The organism is Streptomyces sp. NPDC046335, assembly GCF_055587985.1.
The window spans coordinates 311,053-326,433 of the sequence record NZ_JBVJFF010000006.1 but is presented as its reverse complement, the minus strand read 5'-3'; the positions used below and the strand labels follow the sequence as shown (position 1 = coordinate 326,433).

The following is a 15,381-nucleotide window of genomic DNA, read 5'->3' as shown; positions in this document are numbered from 1 at the left end:
CCCCCTGTCCGGCCTTCCGGGCGGCAACCGGGGTAGACGGGGGTCATGAAAGATCTCTTGAGGCATCGCGCCCGACGGCTGCTCGGCACCGACCACCGGCTGCTGTTCTGCTCGGTCGCCGCCGGCATGTGGGCGTTCGGCGGGGTGCGGGGGCGGCGCGCGGCGGTGCGGGGCCTCACGTCCATGGGCCTGGCGACGGCCACCGTCAACACCCTGAGCAGGAGCGCGGTGGGCCGCTCACGCCCGGTCCACGAGGCGGCCCCCCTGCTCCGGCGCCTGCCCCGCAAGCCGCTGACCGGCCCGTACCCCTCGGAACGCGCGGCCTCGGCGGTGGCCTTCGCGGCGGGCGCCGCCCTGGAGTCGCCCGGCTGGGGCGCGGCCCTGGCCCCGGTCGCGGCGTCCATGGCGTACGCCCGTGTCCACGGCGGCGCGCGCGCCCCGCGGGACGTCCTGGTGGGCGCGGCCCTCGGGATAGGCGCCGCCTACGCGGTGCGCGGCATGGTGCCCACCCGCGCCCAGCTTCCGCCGCCCGCACGGCCCCGCGTCGACGCGCCCGCGCTGCCGGAGGGCGAGGGCCTGATCGTGGTCGTCAACCCGTCATCGGGAGCGCAGCCCCAACTGGGCGACCCCGTACGGCAGATCAAGGGCGCACTGCCGCGCGCCGAGGTGATCCTCTACGAGGAGGAGGCGGGCGCCCTGCCCAAGGTCCTTGAGGAGGCGGCCAGGGACGCGGCCCGGCGCGGCGGCGTCCTCGGGGTGTGCGGCGGGGACGGCACGGTCAACGCCGCCGTCGCGCCCGCCCTGCGGTTCGACGTGCCGCTGATGGTGCTGCCCGGCGGCACGTTCAACCACTTCGCGGCGGACCTGGGCGTCGACACCATCGCGGACGCCTGCGTCGCCGTGGGCCGGGGCAGTGCGGTCCGCGCCGACGTGGGGCGCATCAAGCCGCTGGCCGGGCTCGGCCCCGCGGGCAGGACCCACGCCGAGGAGGCCCACTTCCTCAACACCTTCAGCCTCGGCAGCTACCCCGAGCTCGTCCGCAGCAGGGAACACTGGTCCCCGAAGATCGGCGGCCCGCCCGCCACACTGCTCGGCGTCGTCCGCATCCTGCGTACGGGCCGGCCGTTGCGCGCCGTGGTGAACGGCCGCCGCCGCTCCATGTGGCTGCTCTTCGCGGGCAACGGCGCCTACCGCAGTGTCGGCATCGCCCCGGTGCGGCGGCACGACCTGGCCGACGGGCTGCTCGACGTCCGCATCGCGCACGCGGGCCGCTTCGCCCGCAGCAGGCTGCTCGCCGCCGCCCTCGCGGGCCAGCTCGCCCGTACCCGCGTGTACGCCGCCGCCAAGCCGCAGCGCCTGATCATCTCCGGGCTGCCCGAAGGCACCCACATGGCATACGACGGCGAGGTCACGCCCGCCCCGCCGGCGCTCCTGATCGACAAGCTCCCCGAGGCGCTCACCGTGTACCGCCCGACGGCCGACTGACCCGGGCGGGCCCGCGCTCTCAGGGGAAGGTGACCGCCGGGTCGACGGGCGTCAGGACGAGCCAGCGGTGCGCCGTGTCGTCGAAGCGCCCGTACGTCATGACGCGTACGTCGACCGGGTCGGGCGCGACCAGCGGGAAGTACACCGGCCGGGGCTCGGCGCCGAGCGGCGCGAGGTCGGTCGCAGCATCCCACAGCGCCGCGACGCCGGGCTCGGCGCGCACGGCCGTCACCACCTCGGCCAGGCGTTCGTTCTCCGGCCAGCGCTGCCAGGCGAGGCGCAGCCGGCCGAGCAGCGGCCCCGCCCACTTCGTCTCCCACTCCCGGAGCTGATAGCGGGCCTGAGGTGAGAACGCCCAGGTCATGACGTTGGCGCCGGGGTGCATCAGCCAGGGGCAGTGCCGCGCGGCGACGGTGTTGGCGGCGACCACGTCCCACGCCTGGTCGCAGATCCAGCTCACGCGCCGCTGCTGGTGCAGCAGGTCGAGCATCGCCTCGTCGGGCGGCGCCGAACCCGCGGGACGCGTCGGCGGCCGGAGCCCCGCGCCGCGGTACAGGGCGTCCGCCTCGGCCGGGCCGAGGTCGAGGACGCGGGCCACGCCGGCGATCATCCCGGGCGCGTGGGCGCGGTCCTCGCCGCGCTCCAGGGCGCGGTACCAGCGTTCTGAGACGCCGAGCAGCAGGGCCATGTCGAGCTGGGTGAGGTAGCTGCGGTGGCCCCGGAACGGTACGGGTCCCGGCAGCTCGGCGGGGTCCCGCGCCATCCGCCAGGCGCGCAGCATCCGGCCGAGGTCCTCGCGTCGCGGGTCGGGCACGGTAAAGACCTCGCAAAGATGGGGTTGCCTGCCGGTGGCTGCCGCGTGCCCTGCGTGTTTCGCCGGCCGGGCGGGTGCAGGTTGACAGCGTCGCACACGGCGCCGGAGACCGGAACCGCGCAGTACCGGTACGCGAGCGTGCCGTTCTTCGAAGCCGCCCGGCATCCAGGGTGAGCCACGCCCGCCCCGTCTCTCCCCCTGACCACACCACCACGGCCCCACCCGACAACCGAACCGCTGCCCTCGCCCCACCCGACGACCGAACCGCTGCCCTCGACCCACCCGCCGACCGCCGCGACGACCGCCCGCGACGACCGCCCCGCACCCTACGGAGAACGCACATGAGCTACTTCCTCCCGGAGAACGATCCCGTGCTGACCGCCGCCCGCGGCCTGGCGCTCGCTCATCCCGGCATGATCGAGGTGAACAGCGGGCCGCTGTACCTGCGTGCGCGCGACCCGCACCCCGACCGCGCGGTCGCGCTGGTCTCCGGCGGCGGCTCCGGCCACGAGCCGCTGCACACCGGGCTGCTCGGGCGCGGCGGCCTGGACGCCGTCTGTCCCGGTGAGGTCTTCGCCTCGCCGCACAACCGGCAGATCTACGAGGCCAGCGCCGCCGCGGCCAAGAGCGGCGGTGTCCTGCACATCGTCAAGAACTACACCGGCGACGTCATCAACTTCCAGATCGCCGCCGAACGCCTGCGGCACGACGGCATCCCGGTGGCCACCGTCCTGGTCGAGGACGACCTGGCCACGGACAGCGCCGACAGCGCGACCGGCCGCAGGGGGACCGCAGCCACGGTGGTCGTCGAGAAGCTGCTCGGCGCGGCGGCCGACCGGGGCGCGTCCCTGGAGGAGCTGGCCGAGCTCGGACGGCGGATCGTGGCCCGGTCCCGCAGCATCGCGGTGGCCGCCCGCGCCCAGACCTCGCCCACGACGTTGGGCCCGGCGTTCACCCTGGACGAGGGCACCCTGGACTACGGCGTCGGCATCCACGGCGAGCGGGGCATCCGCACCATCGCCCGCCCCGCCGTCGGCGACCTCGTACGGCGGATGACCGACGACCTCCTCGACGCCCTGCCCGAGGGCCCCGGCGAGGTGCTCGCCCTGGTCAACGGCCTCGGCGCCACCACGGAACTGGAGCTGAACGCCATCGGCGTCCTGCTGCGCGACGAGCTGATCGGCCGCGGCCTGACCCCGGTCTTCGTCGTCCCCGGCACCTTCACCGCGGCCCTCGACATGGCGGGCTTCTCCCTCACCCTGACCCGCCTGGAGGACGGCTGGGCCGATCTCTGGACGGCCCCCACCCGTACCCCGCTCGTCCTGCCCCGCCCGCTGGACGGCGCCCGAGCCACCGAGGAGACGGCCGCGAGCACGCCGGTCCGGGCCGCACAGGCTGCTCCCGCCGAGGGCACCGGCGGCGACCGCGCCCTCCTCGACCGCTACGCCGCCACCGTCGCCCAGGTGCGCGACAACCTCACCAAGCTCGACCAGCTCGTGGGCGACGGGGACTTCGGCGACAACCTGACCGGCGGAGTGCGCCGCGCGGTGAAGCTCGCCGACGAGCGCGGCCTCGACGGCACGTCCGCCCTCGCCGAAGCCTTCCTCAACGACGTCGGCGGCACCAGCGGACCCCTCTTCGGGCTGCTGTTCCAGCACCTGGCGTCCGCCGTGCCCGCGGACGGCGGGGCGCCGGGGGCCGGTGCGCTGGCCGGGGCCGCGGAGGCGGGCTTCGCCGCCATCCACCGCGTCGGCGGCGCGAGCCCCGGCGACTGCACGCTGGTCGACGCCCTCGCGCCCGCCGCCGAGTCGCTCGCCGCGTCCGCCGAGGACGCCGACGCCGAGGCCCCGCTCACCGAGGCGGCCCAGGCGGCCATCCGCGGCGCCCTGGCCACCGCGGCCCTGCGGCCCCGGCGCGGCAGGGCCAGCTACGTGGGCGACCACGCCCTCGGCGTCCCGGACCCCGGCGCGCTCGCCGTGGCCCTGCTGTTCATGGCCCTGGCCGACATCCACGAGCCCGCCACGGCACCCCGGCTGCCCGCGCCGGGCCACATCACCCAGCCCTGACCGGGGCGCTGTACGCCTCGTCCATTGTCTGACTACAGTCAGGCAATGGACGAGGCGCAGATCGAGCAGGTACGGCGGTTCAACCGCACCGTCACCGAACGCGTGGGCGTACTCCACGACCACTACCTCGGCGGTCACCGGCCCGTCGGCGAGGCCCGGCTGCTCTGGCAGATCGGCGAAGCGGGCCAGGACGTCCGCGGGCTGCGCGAGCGCCTGGGCCTCGACTCCGGCTACGTCAGCCGACTGCTGCGCGCCCTGGAGGCCGACGGCCTGGTGACGGTGGAACCGCTGCCGGAGGACCGGCGGGTGCGCACCGTCAGGCTCACCGATGCGGGCCGCGCGGAGTACGCGCTGCTCGACGCCCGCAGCGACGACCTCGCCGAATCACTCCTGGCCCCGCTCGACGAGGGCCGGCGGGCCCGGCTCGTCGAGGCCATGGCCGAGGTCGACCGGCTGCTGACCGCCGCGACCGTCACGCTGGACGTCGTCGACCCCGGCCACCCCGACGCCCGGAGCTGCCTGCTCGCCTACTTCACCGAACTGCGGGGAGCCTTCGACACCGGCTTCGACCCCGCGCGCAGCCTGCTGCCGGACGCGGGAGAACTCCGGGCGCCGCACGGCCTGTTCCTCGTCGCCCGCGACCGAGGCGAGCCCGTCGGCTGCGCGGGCCTGAAGCTGCCGGCCGGCGCCCCGGCGGAGATCAAGCGCATGTGGATCGCGCCCCGGGCCAGGGGCCTCGGCCTCGCCCGCCGCTTCCTGGCCGCACTGGAGGAACAGGCGGTACGGCACGGCCGCGACGTCCTGCGTCTGGACACCAACAAGGCGCTCACCGCCGCGATCGGCCTCTACCGCTCCCACGGCTACCGGGAGATCCCCGCCTTCAACGACGAGCCGTACGCACACCACTGGTTCGAGAAGCGCGTCGCACCAGAAGCCTCCTAGCCACCGTCAGGCCGGGCAGGCGGTCTTCCCGCCACCGCGGAACGTCCGGTACAGCGGCAGGTCGCGGTCCCGCGCGGTGGCCGGGTACTCGACGACCGGCACCGGTTTGCACACCGCCCACTGGTCGTTCACCTTGGGCCCCTCGAACCCGTACGTGCCTGCCGCTCCCCGCAGGCAGTTGCTGCAACCGGTCGCGGTGATGCTCGGCATGATGAGGGTGTTGTAGACGTCGTTCTTGGTGAGCTTCAGCGGGGCCGTGCCGCCCTTGCCGTCGGTGCCCCCGCCGTTCTCGCGGTCCTCGTTGAACTCGCTGTACGTGCGGTCGACGGCGTCGGCGAGGAGCGTGAACGCGTCGTAATACATCACCGCGTAGCCGTCGTCCAGGAACTCGTCGTCGAAGCCGTGCTTCTCGTCGAGCGTCTTGTAGCGGTCCATGAAGCGGCCGAGCGCCCGCGGCGGGTCGTGCTTCTCCTGCCACCAGGCGGGGTCAACCGACGACGCGGCGACGATCGTCGCGTCCGCCTCCTTGAGCCAGCGGCCGGTCCCGTACGTGGTGAGGGTCGGTTCGAGCCCGATGCCCACCTTGAGGAGCCGCAGCCGCCCACTGCGTCCGCAGTCGCCCTCCTGCGCGAGGCGCTTGATGAAGGCGGGCAGGTCCTGGTCGCGCCCGGCGAAGAAGACGGTGTCCGAGCGGGCCGCGCAGATCTTCTGCGCGGCGTCGGTGAACCGCCGGGGGATTCCCTTGTCCATGCCCGAGGAGCCGGTGAAGTTGGAGTTGTGGCCGCCCTTGAAGTCGTACGCCTTGCCGAAGTGCTTCTCGAAGACCTCGCGCAGGTTCTGCGAGTAGACGTCCTCACTGCGGTTGTCCCAGACGAGGAACCCTTTCTTCGTCTGCGGCTCCTCCTTGAGGTACTGCTTCAGGGCACCGGCGAACTGCTCGTTGTTCGGTGAGGTCTTGAAGAACTGGTCGGCGTTCATGTCCGCCGCGGTGATGACGGGCCCGATGGTCGGAATGCCGGCCTTGCTGAGCGCCTTTATGGCCTGCCGGGTCTCGGGCGTGCTGCTGGGAATGCCGGTGACCCCGACCAGCGGGGCCTCCTTGGCCGCGGCGAGCTCGCCGAGCCGTTCGACGACGGGCTCCCACTGGTCGAGGTTGCGCCCGTCGGGCGCGAGCAGCAGCTGATAGTGCGGCCCGCTGGCGCTGTTGGCCTCCTGCTGGGCGGCCAGCGCCCCGGCCAGTCCCCGGCGGATCATGTCCGTGGTCATCGCGCTGGACTCGTCCGCGGAGAAGGGCATCATCAGCGCGATGCGTACGTACGGGATGCGGGCGCCGTTGTCGGTGGGGGACTCGGCGTCCCGGCGTACCTTCTCGTTCTCGGCGGCGACCGCCTCGATCAGACTCCGCAGGCGCGGATCGGCGTCGAAGGCGTGCGCGGTGACGCCGATGCAGTCGTCGCCGATCTCGGCCAGGTCGTCACCGCACCTGCCGGGCCCCCGTGCCCCGAGGGCGAGAAGGACGGCCACCACTCCGGCGACCACGGCGAGGCCGAGGACGCCGGCCCACTCGATCGGTCCCCACTCGCGGGGATGGCGACGGAACAGCATGCTTCCTCACTGTCCTGGAATCGGAAGAGGGCGCTTGTCGCGGGCCGAGGCGGGCCACCTGCGGGCCGCCTGGCCGAGCGCGACACGCCAGGAAGGGTGGCGCAGCGAGAGATAGGCCAGCTCGTGCTCGATGGCGGCGCACGTGTCGGGGTCCGGCTCGGTGTGCGGCTCCGAGAGATACCACAGGGCGTGCAGCAGGCGGTTGACGCAGCGTTCGACGTCGTCCAGGTGGGCATAGCGGCCGTCCAGCGCGCCGAGTGCCGTGCGCAGGCGGTCGTCCTCCCAGTCGCGGGCGGGCGGCGTCGGCGCCGTGGCGGCGTACTTCAGGCACAGCAGCCAGTGCCCCGCGCCCCGTTCGTCCTGCTCGGACTGGAACTCCTCCGCGAGGGAGGCCACCACCGTCTCCACGCCTCCGGCGGCGAGCATGTGCCGCAGGGCGTCGGCCTCGCCGCCCTCACCGCGCTGGGCGTGGTGGTTCTGGAGGAAGCGGTGGATCTCCTGCCAGCCGCGGCTGTCTTCGGGCCCCGGCGAGAGCCTGCGGGCCTCGTGCACGAGGAGGGTCCGCAGCAGCGGATCCGTCACCAGCGGGCTCTCCGGAGGCGTGAGGCGCTGCCAGTGCTGCTGTTCCAGGTAGTCGGTGACGGCGTTCGCGGGCAGTTGCTCGGGCCCTTCGAGACGCAGCCGTGTCGCGAGGGCCTGGGCGGCCGTGCTGTCCCTTGCGAGGGAGAGGAGCGTGAGCCGGTCGCGCTGGCGGCGGTCGGGCAGCAGCCGTTCGAGGAGCACCTCGCCGACGGGGCGGCCGTCCTCGGCGCACAGCTCAAGAAGGTCCCGCGGGGCGACGGCGCGGCCCGCGTGGGTCGCGGCACGGACCGCCGAGCACAGCGTGGTCGTGGCGGCGGGGTGGCCGCCGGTCAGCGTGTGCAGGGCCGAGGCGAGATACGGGTGGAGCGGGGCGCCCGCCGAGCCGGCCGCGAGCAGCGGCAGCACGTCGTCGCGGCTCAGCGGCGTCAGGGGGACGGTGAGCAGCCCCGCCGACGGCGAGGTGCCGAGGCGCTCCCAGCCCGAGGCGGCGGTCAGGTCCGCCAGTTCGCGCCGGACGGGTCCGGGGTCGCTCCGTGGCGCCTCGCCGAGCCGGGTGGCCACCACGACCAGTTCCTCGCGCTCCGGGGACTCGGTGTGCGCGCGGTGTTCGAGGAGCAGGTCGAGGAAGCGCCGCCCCGCGGGCAGGTGCACGTCGTCGAGGAGCACCAGCGGCCAGGGCTCGCGGTTCCAGCGCTGCAACCGGCCGTACGAGCCCGCGACGTCGTGCCGCAGCGCCGCCATCAGCGTCTGCTCGACCGCGCGCCGGTAGTCGCCGCCCTGGTGGTACCAGTCGCCGAGCAGCTCCAGGGGGTCGGTGCCCTCGTCGAAGCGGGGGAAGCGCCCGCGGTACCAGTCGCGCTCCGCTCCGGCCCGGTGCTGGTCGGTGTAGGCGCCGTGCAGGGCGCGGGAGACGGCCGCCGGTCCCGACGCCGGGTGCCCTGTCCGTGCCTCGGCCGCGCCGGCCCACGTCTGCCGCAGCTCCTGCTCGGGCCCTTCGGCCAGCCGGCAGGCGATCAGGAGCCGGGCGAGGCGCAGACAGACGGCGTCCCGCTCCGAGTCGTCCCCCGGCTCCCAGCTCGACACGGCGAACAGACCGGGGAGGAGTACGGGAAAGGGCCGCCGGTAGGACGGCGCGAGCTGCCGTGCCAGCTCGGTGAGGACGCCCACCAGATCGGTGGCGACGGCGGCGTCCGCGTCCGGTGCGGCCGCCGCGAACGCCGGGGGACCGGGCGGCGCGACACCGACGTGGGCGAGGGGGAGCCGGTTGCGGTAGTGCGCCGCCAGCTCCCGCAGGACCGCGGTGCGCCCCATGCCGTGACGGCCCGTCACCAGGACGACGGGCAGGTCGTGCTGGAACTCCCTGGCGGTACGGGCCCGCTCGTCGTACTTCAGGCCGGTGAGCCGGGGGATGAGCGCGCGCAGGAGAGGGTCCCTGCCGTACAGCGGGGTGTCTTCCGCTCTGCTCATCCGACTGGTTCCCGCCTCCGTGGTGCCGATACCCGTGCCAACCGTGCCTGGAGGGACAGAACTTACCGTGGGCGACAGGCCGTTTCCAGTCCGTTGATCAGGCCTGTGGATAACGGGAGAGCTCGACGTGGCCGGGCAGCGTCTCGGCGCCCCGTACGTCGCCGGGGTAGGTCAGGCGGACCTTGCGCAGCCGGGGCAGCGAGGCGAGCGAGGCGAGGTCGACATCGGCGGCCTCCGCGATGTGGACCTCCTCCAGGCCGGGCAGCCGCAAAGCGATCTTGCGCAACGGCACGGCGGTTCCGGTCCCCGCGTGCACGTCCAGGCGGGTCACCTGGGGCAGCCGCGTGCGCGGCGCGAACAGCAGCGCGCTGAGCTGAGCCGCGGTCAGCGCGAGCGTACGCAGCTCGGTCAGCTCGCCGAGCAGGGCTCCCCAGGAGTCGGGCGCGAGCCGCTCGCTCGCCTCTTGCAGGCGCAGTTCCCCCAGGTCGCGGCAGGCCACGATGTCCGCGAGGCGCGTCGCGGTCGGCGGCAGCGACAGCACCCGCAGCCGGTCGGGACCCGGCAGGTCGGCGAGGCCGCGCCAGGGCACGTCCGCGCCGATGAGCAGCGTGTCGAGCCGCGGGCACCCGGCCAGCGCGTGCAGCGGCTCGAAGCGCGGCAGGTCCCGCAGTTCGAGGCGGCGCAGGCGGGGGAGCCGGGTGAGCGCCGCGGGGTCCTGGACATTGCGGCACCCGCGCAGCCCCAGCGACTCCAGCTCCGCGAAGCCGTCGAGGACGTCGAGGGAGTCCAGGGAGAGGGCGTCGCGCAGCAGCAGTTCCCGCAGCCGCCGGGGGTCGAGCGCGGCGCGGATGTCGGCCGCCGAGAAGTCACCCTGAAGGCTGACGCGCCGACAGCTCCGCATGGACCCCAGCGCCTCCAACTGCTCGCGCGAACGCACGGTGACCCGGTCGTCCGGCGCGATGTCGAGGAGCGGTCCCACGACCTCATCGGCGTACGTCGCGGTGTCGAACCGGTCCCAGTGGTTCAGCAGTTGCGCGCGTACGGCGGGCTGGCCCGTGTGCAGGAACTGCCGCAGGCGGGGGATGGCGGCGTCCCCGCCGATCTGGCAGATCGCGTGCACGGTGGCCAGCTCCTCGTCGCCCGTCACGGCGTCCGCGGCCGGCAGCAGACCGAAGAGCAGCGGCCCCGTCCGGGCCAGCGCCCTGGCCTCGCGCAGACTGCGGGGCGGCAGGAGCCGCGCGGCCTGGCTCTCGATGGCCTCGCGCACGGCGGGCGCGACGCTGGTGGCCTGCTCCAGCGAGGCGAGCGCGAGGAGCCGCAGCCGGGCCTGGACGGCCGGGTCCTTCTCCCGCTCGCCCCGCTCGCGCAGCCGGGTGAGCAGCTCGCCGCGCTCGTGGTGGCGGGCCTGGGCGACGACCATCTGCACGACGTCCTCCCACTGCTCCAGGTGCGCGTTGTTCACCAGCATCCCCATGTCGCGCTCTTCGAGCACGGCCTGGGCGCCCAGGAAGTCCTGGAAGGTGCGGTGGATGAAGTCGACGGCCCCCGGGCCCGGTTCGCGGAGCAGCCCCGAGCGTTCGAGGAGCAACTGGAGGACGTCCTCGGCCTCGCCGAGTTCCGTCAGGCGTTCGACCGAGGGCATCAGTCGGCGTACGACGTCGACGGCGTCCGCACGGTCGAGCTGGGTCCGTTCGTTGCGGATCAGCCAGTAGGCGAGGCGCCGCAGCGGTTCCGTGGCGGACTTCTGGTCGAGCTGCGGGGTGTCGCTGCCGTTGCCGTAGACCTCCCGCTCCACGTCCCGCCGCTCCAGGAGCATGGCGAGGGCGGCTTCGTAGAGCGAGGCGCGGCCACGGGGCAGGAAGCCGCGGCGCTCCCGGTGCAGGGCGCAGATCAGCCCGCACATCAGCGGGTTCGTCGCGAGGCGGCTCAGCTCGGGCCTGCTGCGCAGGGCCAGCGTCAGCGATTCGCCGAGCCGGGCGGGCGCACCGGCCGCCGCGTGCCAGCGGTCGATGAAGCGCCGCATGTCGGCGGGGCGCATCTCGCTCAGCGCGAACTCCCGGAAGCCCTCGCCCTTCAGCCAGCCCTGTTCGAGGGCGGAGGGCCGCGAGGTCAGCAGCCACAGGTTGCCGGGGAAGACCGCGAGGAGCTTCTTCAGCCAGGCCTTGACCCGGTTGCGCTCGCCCTTGGGGATCTCGTCCGCCCCGTCGATGAGCATCACCGCGCGGCCGTGCCGCAGCACGCGCGCCGCCCAGCCGTCCGGCTCGGTGCCGACCAGGGGGCAGTCGATCCAGCGCAGGAAGTCCTGCGGCATCGGCAGCACGGCGCCCTTGCGGGTCAGGGCGCGCAGCGGCATCACGAACGGCACGCGCCCCACGAGCTGGGACAGGCCGCCCGGCACCCGGTCCTGCCGTGCGGTGGTGAGGGCGAGCCACTGGACGAGCGTCGTCTTGCCGGTGCCCGCCACGCCGCGCAGCAGGACCCGGTCGTGGGTGGCGAGGGCGGCCTCCACCGGAGCCGCCGTGCGCTCGGGCGACTCGCGGTCCGTGCCCGGTTCGCCGTCGGCCGCCGCGGCACCCTCGCCGGGGCCGCGGACCGGGACGGCCTCCAGGCTGAGGTAGGCGCTCTCCAGCGGCCACTCCTGGCCCTCGGGCTCGCGCAGGTCGACGCCGTGGATGGTCAGCCTGCCGTGGCTCTGGACCACGTAGCGCGCGTACTCCTCCTCGAAGCGGGTGTCCTGCACCGAGATGTCGGGGAGACGCTCCAGAATCCGCTGGAGCCGTTCGCTCTGCTCGCGGATCTCCCGGCTCTGCTCGACCTGGGTGCGCGCCGCGAACCCGGGCTGCTCGCTGAAGAACCGCACCACGTGCACACAGGCCGTCTCCAAAAGCCGGTCGTGGAAACGGGCGGCGTCGTCGCTGAGGAGCCTGCGGGTCTCCGGGCCCGCCCGCAGCGACAGCTCCTCGGCCAGCTTCTCCGGCCCCAGCGCGAAGGCCTGTACGTCGCTCATGTCGAGGTCGCCGAGGGCGTGCAGCGTACGGGTCAGCGCGAGGCCGACGGCGTCCTTCTCGTCGGCGCCGACCGGCGGGTCGTGCGGACCGGCCGACCGCACGGCCCTGCGCACCAGCTCCCGCGCGATGCGGTGCAGATCGTCCTCGGTGAGGGTGCGGTGCTCGCGGGAGAAGGCCATGAGACGCCGTACGGGGACGGGGCGGTCCCCGAACTCCGCGCCGGGCGCCTTCGCGGCCGGCAGCAGCAACCGTTTGAGCAGTGGGGCGATCACCGCCGAGGCGATGCGCAGCCCTACCGTGCCGCCGTCCACGCGCTCCCCTTCCACCGCTGCGCCCCCGAACTCCTCGCCGCCCGCGGGCCGATGACCGCACAAGCGTAGCCGCGGGAGCCGCCGGAGTATTCGAACGCCGTGATCGCTCAGCGCTGTTGGGGCGCCGTGGGCGGCGTGGGCGCGAGAAAACGCAAACGCTCCGCTGCCCGGCGAGATGCGGGGCACAATCCCCCGTAGGAGTGCCCATCACCGGACACCGCGAGCGGTGCGGCGCCGCGGGGAGCAGGGAGGCGCCGATGTCGACGCAGGCGCACCGTCTGATCATCACGCAGCTCGCGAGCTGCGAGGACTGCGCTGTCCTGCGGGTCACCGGCGAACTCGACCGGGGCGCCGAGGAACTCTTCATGGGCACGCTTGGCGCCTGCGTCGACGCGGGCCACCGGCACCTGGTCCTGGACACCACCGCCCTGTCGTTCTGCGACTCACGGGGCCTCAACTGCCTGCTCGCCATGCGGTGGCTGCTGCAACGCCGCGGCGGGAAGCTGCTGCTCGCGGGCGCGGGGCGGCGGCTGACCGAACTCCTCTCCCGCACCGGCAGCACCGATCTGATCCCCAGTCACCGGACCGTCGGCCTCGCCCTGGGCGAGCTGCCGGAGGCGCACCGTCCGGTCTGGCCGCCGGCCGCTCCGGCGCGCGAAGCGTGACCGTCTTCTCACTGAGCGTGAAAAACGGGTGAATGTGACGGAGGATCGGGGGTACCCGGCAGTCCACGACGTGCTTCCCCGCCGGGGGAGTGTCCTGGATCGCCTCAGGAGCGAGGATGACGACAACGACCGGTGCGGGCGCAGGTGGCACGGCCTGCGCCGAACGTGGGACCGCCGGCCCGCGCGCGGGCGGGGCGGCACCGCCGCCCGAACTGCCCGCCCCCGCCGCCTCGGTGGCCGCCGCCGACGCCAAGGAGCTCTCCAAGGCCCTCTTCGCGCGGCTCGGCGCTCTCCAGGAGGGCACGCCCGAGTACTCGTACGTGCGCAACTCGCTGGTGGAGCTCAACCTCGCCCTGGTGCGTTACGCCGTACGTCGCGTGGGCGCGCGCGGGGAGTCGTACGAGGACGTCGTGCAGGTCGGCACCATCGGGCTCATCAAGGCGATCAACCGGTTCGACCCGGGGCGCGGCATCGAGTTCCCGACCTTCGCCATGCCGACGGTCATGGGCGAGATCAAGAGGTACTTCCGCGACGCGACGTGGGCCGTCCACGTCCCGCGCCGCCTTCAGGAGCTCCGCGCCGACCTGACCAGGGCCACCGCCGGCCTGGAACAGGAGTACGGCCGGGCGCCGACCGCCTCCGAGATCGCCCGGCACCTGGACCTCGACGTGGAGACGGTGGCCGAGGGGCTGATCGCCGCCAACGGCTACGCCAGCACCTCCCTGGACCAGCCGGCCGACTTCGAGGGCGCCTTCTCCGACCACATCGGCCGCCCGGACGCCGGCCTGGAGAAGGTCGAGGACCTGCACGCGCTCAAGCCGCTCATCGCCGAACTCCCCGACCGCGACCGGCACATCCTCGCCATGCGGTACTCGGCGGAGATGACCCAGAGCGCCATCGGCGAGGAGCTGGGCATCTCCCAGATGCACGTCTCCCGCATCCTGACCCGTACCCTCGCGAGGCTGCGGGCGAAGCTCACCACGCTCCGCTAGGGGGCCCCGCCGGCCGCCTCGCGAAGCACTTCCAAGATCCTCACCGGGCGTGGCCCCGGGACAATCGTGAGGAGAGATCTTGCAGGACTCGACGCGGAAGTCCGCCAACGGACCCACGCTCATCGGTTCGGTCCAGCGCGCCCTGCGCCTGCTCTCGGCGCTGGAGCACCACGGGGGCCGGGCGACGGCCAAACAGCTGGCCCGCGACACCCGGCTGCCCCTGGCCACCGCCTACCACCTGCTGCGCACGCTCCAGCACGAAGGGGCCGTCTTCAACGAGTACGGGCACTACCTCCTGCCCCCTCCGGTGGTCACGTCCGTCCCGAACAGGGAGTTCGTGCAGACCTGGCTCGACAGCATCGGCAGGGACCTGCACACCGTCACCTACCTCGTGGTGCACCGGGCCGGTGACATCGACGTCACCGCGGTCTCCTGGCACCCGCTCTGCGGCTTACCCGCCGACCCGGAGCGGCTCTCCGCCACCGCCTACGCGCATGCCGCGGGGCAGAGCCTCCTCGCCCGCCTCGGGGAAGAGCAGCAGCGGGCGCACCTGGCACGCCACCCCGTGGAGCCGCTCACCCCCCATACGGCCGCCGACACCGAGGCGGCCCTGCGCAAGCTGGCCCGGATCCCGCCGTTCTCCCCGGTGGTGGAGCTCGAGGAACTCGCCATCGGCTACGCGTCCGCCGCGGTGCCGGTCTCCGTCGGAGCGGTCCACGCGGCGGTGGCCTTCTCGGTGCGCATGGACCGTTCCGGTGAACTGGGCAGCATGACGGCCTGGCTGAAGGCACGCACGGAGGACGTGCTGCGCTCCCTTGCCTAGGACTTCACGACGCGGCGGACGTTCTCGACGCGGCCGCAGTTCTGTTCGAGCTGCTTGGCGCGTTCCTCGGCGAAGGCGGCTCCCAGCTCCTCGCGGCGCTCCGTCGCGACGTTCTCGCGCGCGCCGTTGAGGATCGTCCGCTCCTCCTCGTCGGCGTGGTGGGTCACCGCCTCGACGAGCTTCTCCAGCTTCTCGTCCCACTCGTCGGAGCCCACCTCGTCGACCTCCAGGAGGGCGAGCAGCGCCTCGTTGCCCTCCTCGTGCTCCTCCACGCCGTGCTCGACCTCGCCGTTCTCGATGTCCCGGTACCGCTTGAGCGCGGGGTAGACCTCGGCCTCCTCGGCGAGCGCGTGCGCGATGAGCAGGTCGGCGAACTCACGCAGCGCCGCGGCACGGTCCTCCTCCACGCTGCGCATGAGGCGGAAGAGGTCCTCCATCCGCCGGTGGTCCCGGAGAATCAGGGCGACGACGTCGCCCGACTCGGCCTTCTTCGCCATGGCTGTGCTCCTTCTCGGTTCACGCGGTGGTGCGCCCGGTGGTGCGCCTGGTGCGCCCGTGCGGTGGTGCTCCGAGCGATGAGTACCCCGGACGCGGCCCTAGGCTTCCTGTCCTGCCCCCCAC

General features: G+C 73.7%; 11 protein-coding genes. 6 read left to right on the top strand and 5 right to left on the bottom strand.

From position 1 onward, the window contains the following. The first annotated feature begins 45 nt into the window (after positions 1-45). A complete protein-coding gene (locus ACZ6JY_RS16925) occupies positions 46-1,485 on the top strand; it encodes a bifunctional phosphatase PAP2/diacylglycerol kinase family protein (RefSeq protein WP_469196696.1) in 1,440 nt (479 codons plus the stop codon). A 19-nt stretch (positions 1,486-1,504) separates the two neighbouring features. On the opposite strand, the gene ACZ6JY_RS16920 is transcribed toward ACZ6JY_RS16925, so the two are convergent. Next, a complete protein-coding gene (locus ACZ6JY_RS16920) occupies positions 1,505-2,299 on the bottom strand; it encodes a helix-turn-helix domain-containing protein (protein ID WP_469196694.1) in 795 nt (264 codons plus the stop codon). 341 nt (positions 2,300-2,640) lie between these two features. Between ACZ6JY_RS16920 and ACZ6JY_RS16915 the strand changes: the two genes are divergently transcribed. Both ACZ6JY_RS16915 and ACZ6JY_RS16910 read left to right on the top strand, forming a co-directional pair. Continuing rightward, on the top strand, positions 2,641-4,365 hold the full coding sequence (locus tag ACZ6JY_RS16915) for a dihydroxyacetone kinase family protein (protein ID WP_469196692.1): 1,725 nt from the start codon (positions 2,641-2,643) through the stop codon (positions 4,363-4,365). Between the two features lie 45 nt (positions 4,366-4,410). Further along, positions 4,411-5,307, top strand: a complete 897-nt coding sequence (locus ACZ6JY_RS16910) for a GNAT family N-acetyltransferase (RefSeq protein WP_469196690.1) — start codon at positions 4,411-4,413, stop codon at positions 5,305-5,307. 6 nt (positions 5,308-5,313) lie between these two features. Here the strand turns inward: ACZ6JY_RS16910 and ACZ6JY_RS16905 are convergent, their stop codons facing one another. The 3 genes from ACZ6JY_RS16905 to ACZ6JY_RS16895 form a co-directional block, all read right to left on the bottom strand. Beyond that, positions 5,314-6,912 (bottom strand): type 1 periplasmic-binding domain-containing protein, encoded by a 1,599-nt coding sequence (locus tag ACZ6JY_RS16905; RefSeq protein WP_469196688.1) that lies wholly within the window; start codon positions 6,910-6,912, stop codon positions 5,314-5,316. Positions 6,913-6,918: 6 nt separating this feature from the next. Then, entirely contained in the window at positions 6,919-8,961 is a 2,043-nt protein-coding gene (locus ACZ6JY_RS16900) for a P-loop NTPase family protein (RefSeq protein ID WP_469196686.1), read from the bottom strand. Positions 8,962-9,058: 97 nt separating this feature from the next. Further along, on the bottom strand, positions 9,059-12,280 hold the full coding sequence (locus tag ACZ6JY_RS16895; protein ID WP_469196684.1) for an NACHT domain-containing protein: 3,222 nt from the start codon (positions 12,278-12,280) through the stop codon (positions 9,059-9,061). A 257-nt stretch (positions 12,281-12,537) separates the two neighbouring features. On the opposite strand from ACZ6JY_RS16895, the gene ACZ6JY_RS16890 reads away from it, so the two are divergent. The 3 genes from ACZ6JY_RS16890 (at position 12,538) to ACZ6JY_RS16880 (ending at position 14,760) form a co-directional block, all read left to right on the top strand. Further along, positions 12,538-12,945, top strand: coding sequence for an STAS domain-containing protein (locus ACZ6JY_RS16890; protein WP_469196682.1), 408 nt, complete (start codon positions 12,538-12,540; stop codon positions 12,943-12,945). Positions 12,946-13,061: 116 nt separating this feature from the next. Then, positions 13,062-13,937 (top strand): SigB/SigF/SigG family RNA polymerase sigma factor, encoded by an 876-nt coding sequence (locus tag ACZ6JY_RS16885; protein ID WP_469196680.1) that lies wholly within the window; start codon positions 13,062-13,064, stop codon positions 13,935-13,937. A gap of 79 nt (positions 13,938-14,016) precedes the next feature. Next, positions 14,017-14,760: a helix-turn-helix domain-containing protein gene (locus ACZ6JY_RS16880; protein WP_469196678.1), complete on the top strand. Its 744-nt coding sequence runs from the start codon at positions 14,017-14,019 to the stop codon at positions 14,758-14,760. Here the strand turns inward: ACZ6JY_RS16880 and ACZ6JY_RS16875 are convergent. Continuing rightward, positions 14,757-15,257, bottom strand: coding sequence for a hemerythrin domain-containing protein (locus tag ACZ6JY_RS16875; protein ID WP_469196676.1), 501 nt, complete (start codon positions 15,255-15,257; stop codon positions 14,757-14,759). The genes ACZ6JY_RS16880 and ACZ6JY_RS16875 overlap by 4 nt on opposite strands. Positions 15,258-15,381 lie beyond the last annotated feature (124 nt).

Excerpts from the sequence above, each read along its gene's own strand:
- ACZ6JY_RS16905 (WP_469196688.1), bottom strand. The coding sequence starts at position 6,912 with ATGCTGTTCCGTCGCCATCCCCGCGAGTGGGGACCGATCGAGTGGGCC.
- ACZ6JY_RS16885 (WP_469196680.1), top strand. The coding sequence starts at position 13,062 with ATGACGACAACGACCGGTGCGGGCGCAGGTGGCACGGCCTGCGCCGAA.
- ACZ6JY_RS16890 (WP_469196682.1), top strand. The coding sequence starts at position 12,538 with ATGTCGACGCAGGCGCACCGTCTGATCATCACGCAGCTCGCGAGCTGC.
- ACZ6JY_RS16875 (WP_469196676.1), bottom strand. The coding sequence starts at position 15,257 with ATGGCGAAGAAGGCCGAGTCGGGCGACGTCGTCGCCCTGATTCTCCGG.
- ACZ6JY_RS16915 (WP_469196692.1), top strand. The coding sequence starts at position 2,641 with ATGAGCTACTTCCTCCCGGAGAACGATCCCGTGCTGACCGCCGCCCGC.
- ACZ6JY_RS16900 (WP_469196686.1), bottom strand. The coding sequence starts at position 8,961 with ATGAGCAGAGCGGAAGACACCCCGCTGTACGGCAGGGACCCTCTCCTG.
- ACZ6JY_RS16910 (WP_469196690.1), top strand. The coding sequence starts at position 4,411 with ATGGACGAGGCGCAGATCGAGCAGGTACGGCGGTTCAACCGCACCGTC.
- ACZ6JY_RS16925 (WP_469196696.1), top strand. The coding sequence starts at position 46 with ATGAAAGATCTCTTGAGGCATCGCGCCCGACGGCTGCTCGGCACCGAC.